This is a genomic window from Saccharothrix mutabilis subsp. mutabilis (genome assembly GCF_039521145.1).
Lineage (GTDB): Bacteria > Actinomycetota > Actinomycetes > Mycobacteriales > Pseudonocardiaceae > Actinosynnema > Actinosynnema mutabilis.
Genome location: NZ_BAAABU010000025.1, coordinates 1 through 17,533, shown reverse-complemented (window position 1 = coordinate 17,533; position 17,533 = coordinate 1). Strand labels below are relative to the sequence as shown.

General features: G+C 69.1%; 15 protein-coding genes and 1 pseudogene. 12 read left to right on the top strand and 4 right to left on the bottom strand.

The features are described from left to right. The first annotated feature begins 5 nt into the window (after window positions 1–5). Together ABD126_RS33235 and csx19 are read left to right on the top strand one after the other, a co-directional pair. Window positions 6–1,160 (top strand): RAMP superfamily CRISPR-associated protein, encoded by a 1,155-nt coding sequence (locus tag ABD126_RS33235; RefSeq protein ID WP_343938538.1) that lies wholly within the window; start codon window positions 6–8, stop codon window positions 1,158–1,160. Continuing rightward, window positions 1,157–1,747, top strand: coding sequence for a type III-D CRISPR-associated protein Csx19 (gene csx19 / locus ABD126_RS33230; RefSeq protein WP_343938536.1), 591 nt, complete (start codon window positions 1,157–1,159; stop codon window positions 1,745–1,747). Before ABD126_RS33235 ends, csx19 begins: the two co-directional genes overlap by 4 nt. Here the strand turns inward: csx19 and ABD126_RS33225 are convergent. Further along, entirely contained in the window at window positions 1,669–2,580 is a 912-nt protein-coding gene (locus ABD126_RS33225) for a hypothetical protein (protein WP_343938534.1), read from the bottom strand. The two genes, csx19 and ABD126_RS33225, sit on opposite strands and share 79 nt — an antisense overlap. A 223-nt stretch (window positions 2,581–2,803) precedes the next feature. Between ABD126_RS33225 and ABD126_RS33220 the strand changes: the two genes are divergently transcribed. The 5 genes and pseudogenes from ABD126_RS33220 (at window position 2,804) to cas2 (ending at window position 7,376) form a co-directional block, all read left to right on the top strand. Beyond that, on the top strand, window positions 2,804–3,775 hold the full coding sequence (locus tag ABD126_RS33220; protein ID WP_343938532.1) for a hypothetical protein: 972 nt from the start codon (window positions 2,804–2,806) through the stop codon (window positions 3,773–3,775). Next, window positions 3,772–4,521 carry a hypothetical protein gene (locus ABD126_RS33215; protein ID WP_343938530.1) on the top strand — a complete coding sequence of 250 codons (750 nt, stop codon included), beginning with the start codon at window positions 3,772–3,774 and terminating at the stop codon, window positions 4,519–4,521. The genes ABD126_RS33220 and ABD126_RS33215 overlap by 4 nt, the downstream gene beginning before the upstream one ends. 1,080 nt (window positions 4,522–5,601) lie before the next feature. Continuing rightward, a complete protein-coding gene (gene cas6, locus ABD126_RS33210) occupies window positions 5,602–6,123 on the top strand; it encodes a CRISPR system precrRNA processing endoribonuclease RAMP protein Cas6 (protein ID WP_343938528.1) in 522 nt (173 codons plus the stop codon). A gap of 207 nt (window positions 6,124–6,330) precedes the next feature. Then, window positions 6,331–6,642 (top strand): annotated as a pseudogene (locus ABD126_RS33205) (CRISPR-associated endonuclease Cas1); the annotation flags it as partial. Further along, entirely contained in the window at window positions 6,633–7,376 is a 744-nt protein-coding gene (cas2, locus tag ABD126_RS38885) for a CRISPR-associated endonuclease Cas2 (RefSeq protein ID WP_425542920.1), read from the top strand. The pseudogene ABD126_RS33205 and the gene cas2, both read left to right, overlap by 10 nt. Window positions 7,377–7,453: 77 nt before the next feature. Here the strand turns inward: cas2 and ABD126_RS33200 are convergent, their stop codons facing one another. Continuing rightward, the gene (locus ABD126_RS33200; RefSeq protein ID WP_343938526.1) at window positions 7,454–7,921 is read right to left on the bottom strand and encodes a hypothetical protein; all 468 of its coding nucleotides are present in this window, start codon (window positions 7,919–7,921) and stop codon (window positions 7,454–7,456) included. Window positions 7,922–8,236: 315 nt separating this feature from the next. On the opposite strand from ABD126_RS33200, the gene ABD126_RS33195 reads away from it, so the two are divergent. Then, entirely contained in the window at window positions 8,237–8,503 is a 267-nt protein-coding gene (locus ABD126_RS33195) for a hypothetical protein (RefSeq protein WP_343938524.1), read from the top strand. Window positions 8,504–8,686: 183 nt separating this feature from the next. Here the strand turns inward: ABD126_RS33195 and ABD126_RS33190 are convergent, their stop codons facing one another. Continuing rightward, entirely contained in the window at window positions 8,687–10,072 is a 1,386-nt protein-coding gene (locus ABD126_RS33190; protein ID WP_343938706.1) for a recombinase family protein, read from the bottom strand. A gap of 388 nt (window positions 10,073–10,460) precedes the next feature. Here ABD126_RS33190 and ABD126_RS33185 point away from each other — a divergent pair, with 388 nt between their 5' ends. The 4 genes from ABD126_RS33185 (at window position 10,461) to ABD126_RS33170 (ending at window position 14,870) form a co-directional block, all read left to right on the top strand. Continuing rightward, window positions 10,461–10,775: a DUF6247 family protein gene (locus ABD126_RS33185; protein WP_343938522.1), complete on the top strand. Its 315-nt coding sequence runs from the start codon at window positions 10,461–10,463 to the stop codon at window positions 10,773–10,775. Beyond that, window positions 10,776–11,039: a hypothetical protein gene (locus ABD126_RS33180; protein WP_343938520.1), complete on the top strand. Its 264-nt coding sequence runs from the start codon at window positions 10,776–10,778 to the stop codon at window positions 11,037–11,039. Window positions 11,040–11,291: 252 nt separating this feature from the next. After that, complete coding sequence (locus ABD126_RS33175; RefSeq protein ID WP_343938518.1) at window positions 11,292–12,275, top strand: AAA family ATPase; 984 nt, start codon at window positions 11,292–11,294, stop codon at window positions 12,273–12,275. Window positions 12,276–12,491: 216 nt separating this feature from the next. Beyond that, entirely contained in the window at window positions 12,492–14,870 is a 2,379-nt protein-coding gene (locus tag ABD126_RS33170; protein WP_343938516.1) for a S8 family peptidase, read from the top strand. A 1,345-nt stretch (window positions 14,871–16,215) separates the two neighbouring features. Here ABD126_RS33170 and ABD126_RS33165 read toward each other — a convergent pair. Further along, a complete protein-coding gene (locus tag ABD126_RS33165; protein WP_343938514.1) occupies window positions 16,216–17,337 on the bottom strand; it encodes a recombinase family protein in 1,122 nt (373 codons plus the stop codon). Window positions 17,338–17,533: the final 196 nt, after the last annotated feature.

Here is a 17,533-nt window from a genome sequence, read left to right as displayed (position 1 = left end):
TCAGCGTGTTCGACACCGTCGTGCAGCAGCCGCCCGGCGGCGACCTGGCGCTGCGCACCGGCGTCGGTATCGACCGGCGCACCGGCGCGGCGGCCGAGCGACTGCTCTACGACCGGGTCGTCATCCCGCCGGGCTGGGAGTTCACACTCGATCTGCGCTACGAAGGCCCGCCCAGCCTCGGTTTGGCGGCGTTGGTCGCCCACGTCCGCGCCGCCGGTCTCACCGTCGGCGCGGCGGGCAGCCGCGGCCTGGGCCGGCTGGACTGCCTGTCCGCGACCGTGCGCCGCACCGACCTGAACTCCCGCGCGAGCCTGCTCGCCCTGCTGGTCGACGACACCCCCGCCGAACCGGTCGACCCCGCCGCCGCCGGCCAGATCGCCGCGGGTGTGCGGATCGCCTGGCGATCGACGGAGCCGGCGCTGGTCGGGGCCTCCGCCGAGGGCGGCGACGGCCGACTGCTGCCACTGACCACCACCACCGTGGACGGGGTGCTGGTGCCGGTGCTGCCCGGCTCGTCGATCAAGGGGATGCTGCGCTCGCATGCCGAACGCGCCGTGCGGACCCTGCTGGACCCCGACAGCGAGCCCACCGCCGACCCCGGCGACGACCCGGTCGCTGCGGCCGAGGCACTGGCCGCCCGGGTGCCCGCGATGGCGGTGCTGTTCGGGTCCCGCGAACGCGCCGGGGCGCTGCGCGTCCCCGACGTGGCCGCCGCGCCCGCGACCGGCGTCCCACCCGACGAGTGGGCCCGCCAGTACACCGAGAAGCCACCGCCGCTACCGCCGTGGGGCCGCGCTCGCGCCCGTGCCGCGATCGACCGGTGGACCGGCGGCGCCGCCGACGCCCGCCTCTACACCACCCTCGAACCCCACATCCCGGACTGGGAACCCATCACCCTCGACCTCGACCTCGCGCGCGTCCCCGACCAGCACGGCACCGCCACCCTGGTCCTGCTCGGGATCGCCGCCGCACCCCTGGTCGAGGGCACCGCACGCCTGGGCCGCGCGACCACCCGCGGGCTGGGCGGCATCCAGCCGCTCGGGGTGACCGTCGCCGGGCTGCCCGGCCCCGCCTACACCGGCGACTGGTGGGCCTGGCTGCGGGCGCTCGCCGACGGCGCACCGCTGGACATCCTGCTCGGCATCGGAGGACCGTCGTGACCCTGCGCGTGCACACCCCGCCGGCCCCGTTGACCCTGCGCCAGGCTTTGGACGCGGTCGCCGACCGGGATCTGGTCGCGTTCCTCGGCTCCGCCACCGACCACCGGGTCGCCCGCTGCCGCGACGGCCGCCCCACCACCCCGGACGGGCCGTGCCCGCTGGACCGGGTGTTCACCGCCCGCCTGTTCGACGCCGGCATCGACCTGCGCTGGCACCACGACCACAACGGCTTCGGCGAGGCCGCAATCCTCACCGAGACCGACGACCCGCCACCCGGCTGGACCACCGAACACTCCACCGTCGACTCCACAGTGGACGGGCAGTACGCGTTGTGGGGCAGGCGGTTCCAGCCCGTCGAAGGCCACCCCGATTGGTGCCGCGCGGTCGAGGGCCGCATCGGCCGGCTCGACCTGCCCCACCCGCCTCCCGACCCGGCCGCCCCGGCCGGGCAGGACTGGCCCTCCCGGTACCTGTGCCTGACCTACCGCGAATACCTCGTCACCGACACCTACGGCAACCTGTCGGTGCTCGACGAACGCCTCACCGGCATCACCACCGCCGCACCAGCCGACGGCAAGGACCGCTGATGCCCTTCCACAACCCCTACAACTTCCTGCCCGCCTTCCCCCGCCACACCATGCCCGACGGGCTGCGCGACGCCCCACCCGCGGGCCACCACCGCCACCACCTCGACCTGCTCACCGGCACCGTCGACATCGAGTTCACCACCGTCACCCCACTGCTGATCACCCGCACCCGCGACACCGTCGACAACCACCCCCACCACGAGACCGCCACCGTCACCGACCACGACGGCACCGCCCGCGTCGACCTGGCCGCCAGCTCGGTCAAGGGCATGCTGCGCGCCGCCTACGAAGCCGTCACCAACTCGCGGCTGGCAGTGTTCGACCACACCCACCGCACCGGCCACCGCGCCACCGTCGAGTCCGCCCGCCGCCTCGCCCCCGCCCTCGTGCGCGGCTCGACCATCGACGTCCTCGGCGAACTGGTCCTGCGTGGCCGGGACCGGGCCTCCGCCGCCATCCCCGTGCCCACCTGGACCCGCGGCGACCGACGCGACTACGACCTCGGCCCGTTCGGCCACCGCCAGCAGGTCGACGCCGTCCTGTCCCGCACCCGCCGCAGGACGTGGCGGGTGGAGTCGCTGCTGACCGAGGACGAACAGTTCGACCTCACCCGCGATCAGTCCGACGAGTGGTACCAGGTGCGCGGCATCCTGTGCGTCACCGGCCCCAGCGTCGACAACAAACGCGACGAACGGCTCTTCGTCACCGACATCGTCGAAGGGCACGGCGAACTCACCCTCACCGGCGGCCGACGCATCACCGGACGGGAAGCCGAACGCCTGATCGCCGATCTGGTCGAACTCGTCGGCCACCAGCGCAACCTGCACCAGCACGCCCACTCCAACGACATCGAGGACCGCGACGGCAACCCGTGGGATTACCTCGGCCACGAGCCCGGCAAGACCGCTTGGTCCCGCCACCTCTACCAGACCCGCGACGGCGCACCCGCCCGCCTCGGTCCCCGACACCCTCACCGAGCACGGCGACCTGGACACCGCCACCGCGCCGCTGCCCTGCTGGGTCGAGACCAGCGGCCGACGACGCCTGCGCCCGGTCATGGTCTCCCGCCTGCTGCACGAGCACGCCGCCGCCGACCTGCTCCACTCCACGCTGCGCCCGGCCGACGACCCCGCCCGACTGTCCCCGGCCGACCGGGTCTTCGGCTGGACCCACCCCGCAGGCTCCGGAGCCCACCGCGCCCAGCTGGCCGTCACCCGCCTGACCTGCCCCGCCGCAGCCGACGCCGTCACCCCGATCGAGCCGCTGACCCTGCCGCCCCTGTCCACCCCCAAACCCGCCCAAGGCCGCTTCTACCTCGGCCGACCCGACCCCGACAAGGGCGTCACCCCACTGGATCCGACACTGACCGGCGCCGACTGGTTCACCACCGGACAGATCCCGCGAGGCCGCAAGGTCTACCCCCACCAGCAGTGGATGGAAAACGCCGACCCGGACACGATCCGCGACCGCGTCCGCCACCGGCCACCCGAAGGCCGCTCGGAACGCGACAGCCAGAACAGCACCCTGCACGACTGGATCCGCCCCGGCGCCACGTTCACCGCCACCGTCGAGTTCCGCGACCTGAGCCGCATCGAACTCGGCGCGCTGCTGTGGCTGCTCGACCCCGACCGCACCGGCCACACCGGCAGACCCGCCCGATTCCGCCTCGGCCACGCAAAACCCCTCGGCTTCGGCTCGATCCACCTGCGCGCCACCGCCGTCACCGCGAGCACCGGCACCCAGATCGCCCACCGGTTGCGCACGCTCGGCGCGCAACACCCCACCACCGCCACCGGCGCGCTCGCCGAGGAGTTCGAGGCGGCCATGAGCAACAACCCGCCGTGCCGGGCACTGCTGGCCGCCTACCGCCACGCCGCCGCGGGCTTCCCCGCCGACCAAGACGTCCACTACCCCCGCGCCGCGCCCGGTGATCCCGGCTACGACTGGTTCGTCGCCAACGACAAAGCCAAGGACCGCGCCCAGTCCCTGCCGCCCCTGGGCGGACCGCCGCTGAAGGAACGACCGTGAGCATCCTGACCTGGGCCGGCAACCGTGTCTTCGGCGCCCGACGCAACCTCGAAAGCGTCTTCGTCGCCGTCCTGCTCGTGCCCGTCCTGCCCGACCTGTTCGTCGACTGGTTCGGCACACCAGACAACCCCGCCCGAGACGGCCTGCTCCGCCTCGCCGCCGTCGCCGCCGTGTTCGTCGTGGCCGTCCTGGTCGGCGCGGCCCGCAACGCCTGGACCCGACGCCGAGCCGCGCGCTCGCGTGCCCCGTTCACCCCACTGCCCAGCGCCGACGTGCTCGTCCTGCCCATCAGCCCCCGCGGCACCCCCTACACCCGCGCCGCCGGGCGCACCGGCAACCCAGAAGTCCCCGAATACCTGTGCGACCACGTCCGGCCCACCACCGTCGTGGCCGTGCTCAACCCCAAAACCGCCGACCGCGCCGAGAACCTGGAAACCGAACTCGCCGCCGACGGCATCACCCTGGTCACCGTGCACCTCGACGACGTCCACGACCCCACCGCCACCGTCGCCGGCACCGACAAGATCGTCCAGCGGCTCCGCGACCTCGCCGCGCCCCCCGACAGGGTCCTCGTCGACGTCACCGGCGGCAACATCCCGCTCACCCTGGCCATGCTGCGCACCGCCGCCACCCACGGCGCACGCTGCGTCTACGTCGCCACCCAACCCGGACCCGACGGCACACCCCGTCCCCACACCCAACAGGGCCACACCTTCGACCCCGCCACACTCGCCGCCAACCCATGACCACGCTGCTCAACCCCACCCCGCACCCCGTCGTCATCACCACCGACGACGGCACCCTCACCCTGCCCCCGGCACCAATCCCCGCCCGCGTCACCGACCAGCGCACCCCCGCCAGCCGCTGGTCACCGACACTCTCACCGTGCCCCGCCGGACCTGACACCCGACGCCACCACCGAACTGCCCGACCCCCGGCCCGCCCCTTGGCTGATCGTCGCCCGCCTCGTCGCCGCAGCCGCACCCCACCGCCACGACCTGCTCGTCCCGGTCGACCTCCAGCGCCACCCGAACGGCAACGTCAGCCTGCACCGCGCTCGCCCAACTCGTACCGCCGCCTTCACCCGAACGGGGGGATGTGGTGAAGATCCACAACCCGTCTCGCGTGCAACACCGTGACCAGCGCAAACGCCGATTCGGCTGCTATGGAATGATCTTCGCGAGCTCGTTGCGAGCGCCGCCGTGCGGAGGGCACCCGTTTCTGCAGCTCACCATGCTCGCGATCCAACCAGGGGTTCCGCACCACCTGACGCCGAAGGGCGTACAGAAATCCTTAGCTCTTCCCGATCCGGAGCATCCGCTCTGTTCCGCACCACTTCACGCCGAAGGGCGTACAGAAACTGGAAGCGACGATCCATCTCCGATCAGCTCAGGGTTCCGCACCACCTCACGCCGAAAGGCGTACAGAAACCCGGTGTTGTACCGGGGCCGAAGTGGTGATGGTTTCGCACCGCCTCACGCCGAAGGGCGTACAGATACTTGTGGTCCTCGTTGGTGGTCCAGTTGGACCGGCCGGGCTGACGTCCGCTACGTCGGCGGCGCGTGGCGGATGCCGAGCGCGCGTCGAGGCTTGCAACCTGTCCGCCGTCGACTCGTGGCCTTGGTCGGGTCGTTGTGAAACGGCGGCTGTCGGGGTGGCGATTGGGGGGTGAAAGGGGTTGGGCGGTGCCGGGGTTGTGGCGGGTGGGGTGGTCGGGTCCTCTGGATCGGCGGGTGGTGCACGCGCGGTTGGCGTCGTGGCTTGATGTGGATCATCATGCGCGGCGTAAGGCGTGGTCGTGGAAGCCGGTCGTGGGTGGTGTCGAGGTGGGGTTGCTTGATGACGGGTTGGTGGGCCGGTTGAGGGCCGGTGCCGGGTCCACGGTTGAGGAGGTGTCGTCGTGGGCGTGGCGTGCGCCCGTCGCGACGGCGGTGTCGCGGTGGCGGGTGGAGTTCGTGTCGCCGGTGACGTTCCGGCGCGGGAACCGGTTGTTGCCGTGGCCGTCGCCGTCGGCGGTGTTGGGTGGTTTGCGGGCGGTGTGGCGGGTGTTCGGGGCGCCGGTGGTGGGTGATGTGGAGTTGGATCTGGCCGACGAGCCGGTGGTGGTGTCGGCCGTGGAGGGGGCCAGTGAGGTGGAGCGGTTTGTGCTGCACGAGCGTCGGGACGCCGTGGGCGGTCTGGTGCCGGTGTGGGTGACCGCGGGCGGGTTCCGGGGTCGGGTGACCTACGTGGTCGACGCGCCGGTCGGGGCGGGGGCGGTCGCGGCGTTGTTCGAGTTGGCCCGGTATGCGGGGGTGGGTGCGCACACCACGCGTGGGTTCGGCGGTGTGCGGGTGGTGCCGGGGTGAGGCCGTCGTGGGCGCGTTAATGGAGCGGGTGGCGTCGGTGGCGACGCTGTCGCGGGCGTGGGCGGACGTGCTGGCCGCCGATGCCGAGGATGACGTGCTGTCGGCGGTTGTGCGGCGCTTCCTGGACGCGGCCGAGGACCGGATCGCGGAGTTGGCCGCCGCGCTGGGCACCGGGAAGTTCCGCCCTGGCACGCTGACCGCCGCCCCAGCCTCTCCCTCGACCTCGCCGAGGATTTCCGACGACTCGTGGTCGACCAACTCGCCTTCGAAGCCGCCCGCCGCAACCGGCTCACCCTCCAGCACGCCCGCCACGACACCGAATGCGACGGAGTTCTGCTCACCACCGCCGGCCGCGAGATCGCCCTCGACGCCTACGAACGCCGCATGCTCCACACCACCAAAGGCGCGCTGCCCGACTTCGCCGGAAGCTTCCGCCGCCACCTGCACCGCCAAGCCCAGACTCTCGCCGCGTGCGTCCACGACCCACCACGGACCCTGGTCGGCCTGACATGGCGATGACCACCCTGGTCTGCTACGACGTCAGCGACGACATCACCCGAGCCCGCCTCGCCGCCTACCTCCAACACCGCGGAAACCGCATCCAACGCAGCGTCTTCCTCTGCCACCTCGACCCCGACAAACTCACCGAACTTCGCACCCACGTCGATACGCTGATCAACCCCCGACACCGACGTGGTCCACATCGTCCCCCTATGCCAGACTTGCTGGACCCGCAGCACCGTCCACGGACAAGCCGACCACGAACCAGATCGGCCTTATTGGGTCGCCCTGTGACCGCCAGCAACTACACCGATTGGAGGATGACGCCGCGAAGATCAAGAACCTGTCTCGCGCGCAAAGCGCCTACTTGCACGAATGCCGGAATCGACCGCTCGGAACGATCTTCAACTCGCCGGTGTGCGACCTGCCGTGCAGACCCTGGCCAAAACCCCTGGTCAGGTCGGCCGAGAATACGCAGGGTTGCGAACCACCTCACGCCGAAGGGCGTACAGAAACCAAATAGCCGACATCGTAGTCTTGCTTCACGGCTCCGCTGCGAACCACCTCACGCCGAAGGGCGCACGGGTACGTCTCGAGCCGCGTCGTGCACGGCCGTTTCAATCTGCGGGACCGCGACAGGTCCGTCGGAGACGTCGACTCACGCCATGATCATCTCGCCGCGACACCCGGTCCGGGTATCTAAGGGCGCTCGCAGGGCGTCGGCTCGTGTCAAGCTAAACAGAAGAACTTGACAGGGAACTTCAGGTTGGCGGCCATCCTGACGCGGGCTTCCCGGTGATCCGCTTCCCCTTGATCGTGGTGTGTGCTGTCATGCCATTCCCTCCTGTTCGCCGTTCAGGGCGGCCGGTCGGTCGAGGGCGGCGCGCCGGTCGATAACGGCGGCCTTGCTCTTGTCGGCGCCGGGGCCGGCGGCGGTGTAGTAGTCGACGGCCTCGCCGTAGCGGCGGTTGGCTTGGGCGGTGTCGCCGAGCGCGGCGTGAACCTCGCCGAGCACGGTGCACTGGTCGGCGAGGTAGCCGACCGAGCCGTAGTCGTGCACGGCCTGCTCGATCGCGGCCAGTTCGGACAGCGCCTCGGCGGCTTGCCCGTTCAGCGTCAGAGCCTGCGCCAAGTGCAGGACGGTGCGGGCGTGGCCGATGTCGTCGCCGATGCCGGTGAACATGCTCGCCGCCAGCCGCAGGTGGTGGGCCGCGAGCCGGGCGTCGCCGATCTTGGGGTGCAGCGCGGTTTCGCCGAGGCGGCGGTGCCACAGGGCGATGCTGCGGGCGTCGTTCATCTCCTCGGCGATGGTCAGGGACCGTTGAAGGTCCGGCAGGGCGGCGTGCGGGTCGTTGGCCTTGGGGTGGGCGCGGGCGCGGGTGGACAGCGCGCCGGACTGCAGCCACGGGTCGCCGACTTCGTCGGCGCGCTCGACGGCGATGGTGCAGATGGCGACGGCGGCCCCGTGGTGGCCGAGGCTAGTTTCCGCCGTGCTCGATCACGTGCCCGTCGTCAGGCGCGCATGGCTATCGGACCGGCGACGTCACAGGGTGCAGGTCCGCCACTCGGCATGAGCGGAGGTTTGTCTTCCCGTCGGGTGGAGGATGTGGGCGTGGAACGTTTCCAGGACGACGACGCCGGCTACGAGCGGTGGCTGGCCGGTCATCCCGACCTCTACGTGCTCAACACCACCCGCACCCCCACACCGGCCTACCTGAAGCTCCACCGGGCCACCTGTCACACGATCGCCGGAGTCCCGGCACGCGGGGTCCGGTGGACCGGGGAGTACATCAAGCTGTGCGGCACCCGGGCCGAACTCGAACACTTCGCCCGGACACAGGTCGGTGGCGAGGTGTCGCCCTGCGGCAACTGCCGCTGACCGGCAGTGGCAATCCACAACCTGGATCGTGAGTCAGGGTGGCGGGCGGCTCGGCACGGCGCTGCCATCGACATGTGCGGATGTTGGGAGCGAGCTTTCAGGCGGCTGCGCCGGGGGCGAACTGGGTGGTGCGGCGGCCTCGACACCCCATGATGTCAGGCCCCCGCGTGGTTCCACCGTTGTTCAGTGGGCATCGAACAGGGTGCGCTCGGAGGGCATCCGGCGAAGTTCGACGGCGTTGCGCCCGCACAGCACGACGATACGTTGCTCATGTAGTTCCGCCATGGCGGCGGCAGTCGATTCCGGTTGCCGGGGTGCCGCGGCGCCCACGATGTGTCCCAGCAGGTGGTCCTCGCGCCAGTAGAGCGGCGTGGGTCCGTCGGCCGGGCGCGGGCTTGCGCTGCCGTAGCCGTGACGGCACCGGTAGCCCGGACGGCCGTGTACCCAGTGCGCGTCCATCTGCCGCCCGCACACTCCGCAGACCACCAAGCCCGCCAACAGGTACTCGCGTCGACCGCCCTTGTCGTTGGGACGTCGGGCGCGCACCCGCTGCACCTCGACGAAGTCCCGCATGCTCACCAGCGGCGTGTGCACGACCTCCGGCGAGACCGCCCACTCCCCGGGCAGGTTGGGCACCTGCCCGGGGCGCCCGGTGCGGAGGTTGACGTCGTCGCGGTCGGTCCCGATCCGGTTCCAGACTTGGCGGCCGGTGTAGCGGGGGTTTTCCAGGATGGTCCGCACCGACTGCACGCTCCACCGGTCGGCGTGGCGGTGTGGGTTGCGTTCCGGGTCGGCGGCGGAGGGGCAGGGTGCGCCGCGGTCGTTGAGTTCGCGGGCGATCCCGGCCAGCGACATCCCCTGGAGCCGGCGGGTGAACATCCACCTGACGTGCCCCGCGGTCCGCGGATCCGGTGCCAGCTTCCGCGCCCGCCGTCCCCACCGTGCGTCGGCGCGTTTGGGGTGTGGTCCGCCGTCGACGAGCATGTATCCGTAAGGGGGCCGGCCGCCCAGGTAGCGGCCCAGTTCGGCCTGGGCCTTCATCGCGGCCAGCGCCCGGTTGCGGGCCCGGATGACCTCCCGCTCCGACTGCGCTCCGAGGAACGCCATCAACCTGCGGTGCTCGCCGTCGTCCAGGTCGACCCGCCCGCCGACCTCCGGTAACCACACCTGCACCCCTGCCGCGCGCAGCAGCGGCACCAGTTCGTCGAACTGTCGACCGCAGAACGCCCGCTCGTACTCGCCGACCACGATCGCGTCGAACCCGCGGTCCGGGTCGGCCAGCGCCTCCAGCAACCGGGCAGCGGCAGGTCGGTTGGACCACCGGCGTCGTCGGGAGGCGCCCTCGTCGAAGAACTCCGCCACGACCGTCCCGTGCCCGGCGACCAGGCGCTCGCTGACCTCCCGCTGCCACAAACTTGACGAGCGCCGGTCCTGGTACTCCGAGGTCGACATCCGCCCGTAGAACGCAAACCGCAAGCCGAGCTGGACGTGCGGGTCCTGTGAACGCCTTCGCTCACCCTCGCGCTGCCTGCTGTGCAACCAGCAGTCCAACAAGCCCTGATCATCCATAGAAGCCGCGCTGGTCGTCATGGGTGCCACACCTTCGTTCAAAGGACACGACACCCCTGGGACCACACCCGCCCACGACCATGACAGCGACACCTCTACGAACACCTGTATGGAGCAGGCCATACCTCTGAACAGCTCCACTGCCTCTGCCGGCGTGCAGGCGGGTACGGTGTTATCACCGCTGGGCAGGTGCCGCGAGAACCGCTGCAAACAAGCTGGTTCTGGATGCCGTCACGGCGGTCCGGCACGGTTAACGCGCCCTGGATGTCCGATTCGACGGCCTGCCCGGCGAACCCCGATGTCACCTCGCCGTCCGCCACGAGCTTCTGGCGACAGCCCTTCGCCGGTGGGCCGCGCCGGACGCCGCCGGTGGCGCTATCGTGTCGGTGTGACCGCAGCCGCCGCACACGAACCGCACCCGGAGATCGCCAAGACTCCCGAGGCGATCCGTGCGGCGCTGCTGCCCGAGGAACGCGACGCCTTCGACGCCGACTGCCGCCACGCCCTCGGCCAGGCCGTCGAGCAGTCCAGCCTGCAACCCGTCCGCGACGTGCTCGACCACTGGTGGCGCATCGCCACCGTCACCCGACACGACCCCGCCGCCCACCGACGCATGCTCGCCCGCGTCGACCAGACCCTCACCGGCCAGACCCCGCCGCGGCTGCGCACCTGGGACGAACTGCGAACGGAACGCGGCCTGTAGGTGACCTACACGATCGAATTCCCGGACGAGGTCTGGGACCAGGTCCACGCGCTACCCGCCGAAGCCGCCACCCCGCTCGCCGAGGCGATGACCCTGCTCACCCACGAACCCTGGCACGGCGAGCCCTACCACCGCGCCAACCCGACCGGAGCCCTACGCCAACTCATCTACGGCTTCGGCCACGGCCTCGTCATCTACATCATCCTCGAACAGCAGCAACGCGTCATCATCGAACGCGTGCTCTGGCTGCAGGACCTCGGCTGACCACAGACATGGGTGGGTAACGCGACGTAGCCAGCCTATGAGTCGCCAGGCGGGCGCGCTGCGTGTTCGTCTTCCTGTTGGAAGCATGCGACACCATGTGTCGCGGTCGGTCATCGGCTCGCCACGCTTCGCATAGCCCACTCGAATCAATGACGACCCACGGACGTGTCAGGCGTGGGAGGCTGACGGGATGGTGGCGCTATCGTTCGGCGTCGGCAGGACACCAGTGTGCGCAGCGGGGAGGTGAGAGCGGTGGCGACGGCGGATCAGGTCAAAGCGCTGGTCAAAAGTCATGCGGATGGTGATGACACGCGCTTCTACTCAGTTGCGCTTCAGGTGGCTGCCGGTGCTGCTCGCAACGGCCACGGGCGGTTCGCCCAGGAACTGAAGGACCTGGTCGACTCACTGCGTCAGGGCTCGGGACGGACAGGCGCCAAGGGTAGGCTCGTCGCCGTCGCGCAGCCACGCGGTGAGCTGGCTCAACTGCTGACCGTGAGTTACCCGGAACTCGTTCTAGCCGACATGGCGCTCAGTCCAGATGTGATGAACCGTCTCGAGCGCGTCATCCTGGAGCAGCGACAGGCTGGCAAGCTGCACTCCTTCGGCTTCCAGCCGGTTCGACGGCTGTTGCTGACCGGGGCTCCCGGAACTGGGAAGACGATGTCTGCCAAGGTCCTGGCAGGCGAGTTGCGGCTCCCGCTGTTCGTCATCCGTCTCGACGGATTGATAACGAAGTTCATGGGCGAGACCGCAGCCAAGCTACGGCTGGTGTTCGATGCGTTGTCCGAGACGCGTGGGGTATACCTGTTCGACGAGGTCGATGCACTGGCAGGCGAGAGGGCCAACGGCAACGACGTCGGCGAAATACGACGGGTGCTCAACTCTTTCCTGCAGTTCCTCGAGGGGCATTCGTCCGAAAGTTTGTTGATCGCTGCGACGAACCACCCGCAACTACTCGATCGGGCGATGTTCCGTCGCTTCGACACCGTAATCGAGTACCCTCTTCCGGACTCAGCGGTGGCTCGACGGGTGATCAAGAATCGTCTGGCCACTGTTGAGGTGACGCGGTTGAACTGGGCTAAGATCGACCACGCTGCGGCGGGACTGAGTCAGGGCGAGGTCACCATCGCCGCCGAACTTGCTGCGAAGGACGCCATCCTCACCGGCGGCGGCCCAGTCACGACGGCGGCACTGTGCCAAGCGCTGGAGGCCCGCAAACCCGACAGGACCAGCTGACCGACAGTTCGAGGACGCATGGCGCAACGGAACAAGGCGCACCTACTCATATCCGGTCGATGCGCTACCTCCGATTACACGCCTGTCGGATCGGGCGGCGACTCCAAGCAGCCACCTGAACCAACTGACCGTCAGGCCCACGCCAGTGCGATTCGCGGTGGGCTTCAGTCGGCTGAACAAGAAGCGCGGCTTCGACGAGAGGCCAACTCCGTAGCGGTGCCCGAATCCATCCCCGGCACCTACGTAACCTTCGAAAGCTTCCCCGATGTCGAACTGGCCCTCGACAGCCTCGACCCCCGCTCAGGCACCACCCACCCCGAGCTCCGTGCGGTCCGGATCGATGAGGTGAGTGGGCAACTCGTCGAGTTCGCGACAGTGTTCGTTCCCGACGGCACGATGAGTCACTTCCTCAATCGCCTCGACGCCTACCTGTCCTCGGTCGACGCGAGCAAGCCCAACCACCGCAACCTGGTGGACCGGATCCAGGCCGTCCATCTGGCCACTGTCGAGGCCCTGTGGACCGATCCGACCTCGCAGTTCCCGCCGGCTGACGAGCAGGTGTGGTGGGAACTGTGGCTACGACGCCGCGACGGCAACGAGCTGACACGCCTGCGCACGTATGCGGAAGCCGACGGCGTTGACATGCGGATCGGTCGCCGGGCGCTCGGGTTCAACACCCGTACAGTCGTCCTTGCACGCACAACGGCGCGCCAACTTTCCTTGGCCATGGACATCCTCGACGACATCGCCGAGCTGCGCAGCCCTCACCACCGCGCCGAGTTCCTTGCCGACGAGGACGCCGCGACGCAGCGGGAGTTCGTCGACGAGTTGGTAGCGCGAGTCACTCCGGCGCCGGCAGACGCTCCTGTGGTGTGCGTGATGGACACCGGCGTGCACCACACGCACACGCTGCTGACAGGCTCTCTGGAGCCGCACAACTGCCACTCCGCAGACCCCACCTGGCCCGCCGAATTCGACGACAACGGTCACGGCACGCGGATGGCAGGGCTGGCGCTCTATGGCGACCTCGGAGAAGCGATGGACGCCACCGGCCCGCTGCCACTGAGACACAGGCTCGAATCGCTGAAACTGCTACCACCACCGGGCTTCCCGGACAACGAGCCCGCACTCTACGGCGCGATCACCGCCGCGGGCGTCTCCACCGTCGAAGTGGAGGGCACGGAACGTCCTCGCGCCTACTCGATGGCCGTCACCGCCGTGACACCTGGTCCGTCTCCGGACGAACACGCTGGCCTGGTCCTCGGACAACCCACTTCATGGTCGGCATCTCTGGACGCTCTCGCAGCTGGACGCGGAGTCGTCGAGTCCGACACCGGCTTGGCACTGCTCAGTGACGCAGACCCTGAAGCCCACAGGCTTTTTGTCGTCTCCGCGGGCAACGTGACCACCTTCGACCGAGACCACCTGACGCGCAGCGATCTAGAGCCCGTGCAGGACCCGGGACAGGCATGGAACGTGCTCACGGTCGGCGCCTTCACCAACCGAGACACCCTCCTACACCCACCCGGTGTCTACGACGGGTGGAGCCCGCTCGCGCAGCGCGGCGAGTTGTCCCCGTTCAGCCGCACGTCCGTCGCCTTCAACAGCACATGGCCGGTCAAACCCGAGATCGTCATGGAAGGCGGCAACGTCGCGGAATCTCCCGACGGAGCCGAGCGTCATCCCCTCGGTGCCCTCGAACTGCTGACCACCGCTGCACCAATGACTCCCGGCACAGCGGGAAGCAGTCGCCAGTTGACCACCGCAGGCGCCACCAGCGCCGCCACTGCCCAGGCGGCTCACTTGGCTGCCCGCATCATGGCCGACTATCCCAGCCTGTGGCCGGAAGCCGTGCGAGGGCTGATCGTCCACTCCGCCGAGTGGACACCCGCCATGCGCACCCACCTCGACCAGACATCCACGAAACGTGCCAAGCGCACCGTCCTACGCCGCTACGGCATGGGCGTACCCGACCTCACGCGAGCCACCCGAAGCGCTAGCGACGCCCTGACGCTCATCGCCCAGGAAACCATCACACCCTTCACAGGCGACAAGCTTGGCGAGATCCACTTTCATGACCTGCCCTGGCCAACCGATGAACTCGTCAACCTTGGAGCTACCCTCGTCCGGTTGCGGATCACCCTGTCGTACTTCATCGAGCCCAACCCTGCCCGACGCGGGTGGAACGGCCGCTACAACTACGCCTCCCACGGCTTGCGGTTCGACGTACGGCGAGCGACCGAGTCCACTCAGGACTTCCACAAGCGCCTCAACCTCAAAGCACTGCAACAAGGCGAGCAACGTCCGAAATCAGCAGGGGAGACGGGTGACTGGCTGTTCGGCCCGGAGGCGCAACGCGCCCCAGGCTCGCTGCACACGGACATCTGGACCGGAACAGCATCCGACCTGGCGCAGCGCGGACTCGTCGCCGTCTACCCAGTCGGCGGCTGGTGGAAGGAACAAGCCGCACGCGGCCGTGTTGACCACGAAGCCCGCTACAGCCTCATCGTCTCGATCGCGACCCCCGACGTCGACACCGATATCTGGACACCTGTAGCACAGCAGGTCGGCATCACGACAACGATCACGACGTGAGCTGCAGTTGTCCATGAGGACCAGATACCCAGATCCCCACTTGGCACAACACAAGGCATCCCCATGCGGCGGGGAAGCGGATCAGACAGTGACCCTCTCCAGTCCGAGACGGTGTGATCACCGAACGAACGCTAACGATCTGATGGTGAGGCTCCTGCGGTTCGGACAACGCCGAAGAGATCGACCGGAAGCTGTACATCGCTTGCACCAAAGCGAAGTACAGGACTCCAATGGCCACCTCTTGCCTACGCGGATCGTGCAGTTCCAACCCCTCAGCCGAGCACGGAGCTGGTTCCGGTCGTCCTGTGTTGCTGAGCCGACCGACGTGACCCCAACGCAGTTCGACGATCCATCCCGGGCCGCGACTCGGATAAGCGGCCACCAACCGAATCCCAGCCTGAGGTTCAGGTAGTGCCGCCGCCATTGTGGACGGTGTGACACCGAAGATCGTCTGTGCTACGTTCTACGTGTGACACGTCCCCACGGCGGGACGGGCACCAACAACATCATCGCGGTGACGAGGCGCGGGGATTCGACCCCCCGGTGGAAATGTATCCCACGGGTGGGGGTTCAAGTCCCCCCTCGGACACATCATTACCCCACGGCGCTACTTCTGATCTTATCAGGACGGCGGCGTGGGGTATTTGCTGTTCGTGGGCCGTCCGGGTGTTGGTCCTGAGCTGTTCGCTCGTTGACAACTGACGAGGTGGAGCCCGGGGATGGCAGCTTGAGCCCACGCCCTTGTCGTTCGTACAGTCTGCGCCGTTGGCTGGGTCCCACGAGATCGGGACTGCGTGGCGGTGGCGCTGGAGTCGCTATCACGCGCTGTTTCGCAGGGCGGTCGTGTGCTGTACCGCAGACGCTGGCAGAGGAGCCGACCGAAGCGTTGTCCTCACGTCCGGAGGGCTGCGAGCCGCGTGTGGTGCTTCTGTGATCGGAGGGTGCACCTGACCGCCCCGTCTCGGCGGTGTCGGGCTCGAAGCACAGGTCAAGCACGAGTTGACCGGTGTCGTCCTCATCTTGCAGAGGGTCGACCGGAGGCGGTTCGGTATGGAGACTGGGCACTGCCAGCTCAGCGGACGACCGTCGAGCGGTCCTCGTCTCCGGTCGTGGTGCCGGTGCCACGACGGGCCGGTCGAAGAGGGTGACGGTGGCGGCGTCGCAGCGGAAGGCCAGGCCGAGGTCATGGACGAGCCGGGCAGTCTGCTGGGGTGTGGGGTTTGAGGCGATGCCCACCGACGTGAGCTGGTCGGCGATGTGGGCCAGTAGGTGGTCCTCGTGGAGGTAGAGATTGCGGGGTGCGTTGTCGGGGCGGGTCCGGGCGCTGGTGTGTCCGTGGCGGCAGCTAGCCGGGCCGGTCATGTACCCGGTGCGCTTCCATCCGCCGCCCGCACACCGCGCAGTGAAGGCTTCCGGTCAATATGTAGACGTGCTTGCCGCCCTCGGCGTTGGGGCGTCCGGCGTGGATGGTTTGGGCGGCGAGGAAGTCCTGTTCGGACACTAGCGGCTGGTGGGCTATGCGGCGGGACAGCGCCCACTCGTGGCGGCTGTTGCGGGTCGTGGGGCGTCGTCCGGTAGCGGAGCGGTCGGTGCGGTCCGCGCTGGTGCGGTTCCACACCTGGTATCCGGTGTAGCGGGGGTTGCGGAGGATCTCGGTGACGGTGCGCAGCGACCAGCCGTCGTCGGCGCCCGACGGGCCTGGGATGGCGCGTTCGTTGAGTCGGCGCGCGATGTGGGCGCAGCTGCGACCCGCGAGCCGTTGCCCGAAGATCCATCGCACGTGGGGCGCGGTGTTCGGGTCGGGGGCGAAGCGCTGCACACGGACACCACGACGGGCCAGCTCCCGATTGGGGTGTGGGCCCGCGTCGACCAGCCGGTAGCCGTAAGGAGGCCGCCCGCCGAGGTAACGACCCTGCTCGACAGTCTGCAGGCGCATCGCGGCGACGACGCGATGGCGAGCGCGCACGACCTCGGCGTGCGACCGTGCCGCCAGCACCGCGGCCAACGCCTCGTGCAGAGGGCTCCCGAACTCGACCGGTCCACCGGCTTCCGGCAACCACAACCCCACTCCATGCCGCTCAAGGATGGGGCGCAGGGCGTCGAGCTGTCCGGTGTCGAAGGCCCGCTCGTACTCGCCGACCACGATCGCGTCGATCCGGTTGGCCGGGTCGCCCAGGGCTGCGAGCAGCGCGGCGGCCTGCGGGCGCTTGTGCCAGGGCACCTGACGGGAGCAGCCGACCTCGAAGTACTCGGCCACGATCCTGCCGTGACCGGCCACCAGCTTGTGAGCGACGTCGACCTGCCATAACCGGGACGTCCGTGGGTCCTGGTGCTCGGCGGTGGACGCCCTCCCGTAGAACAGAAACCGCAACGGGCCCTCGACCGCAGGCCCGAAGGTCCCCTCAGGAGCCGTGGACGCGAGCCATTCCGCCAGCGTGGACGGACGCAACAGAGTGGACACGGTCATCGCTGATCCTCATCGTCAAACAGCCAACGCCCGGCGGGGGTGATGCCAGCACACGACGACAACTACCACGGCTCGATACACCCGGACAGCTCAGCCAGACTAGTACTCCAGCCGCAGTTCGTGATCATGTTCTGCTAGCTTGTCGATCTTGTGTTGGTTGATGAGGACATCCAGGCGTGGGTGAGCGGCTTGGACG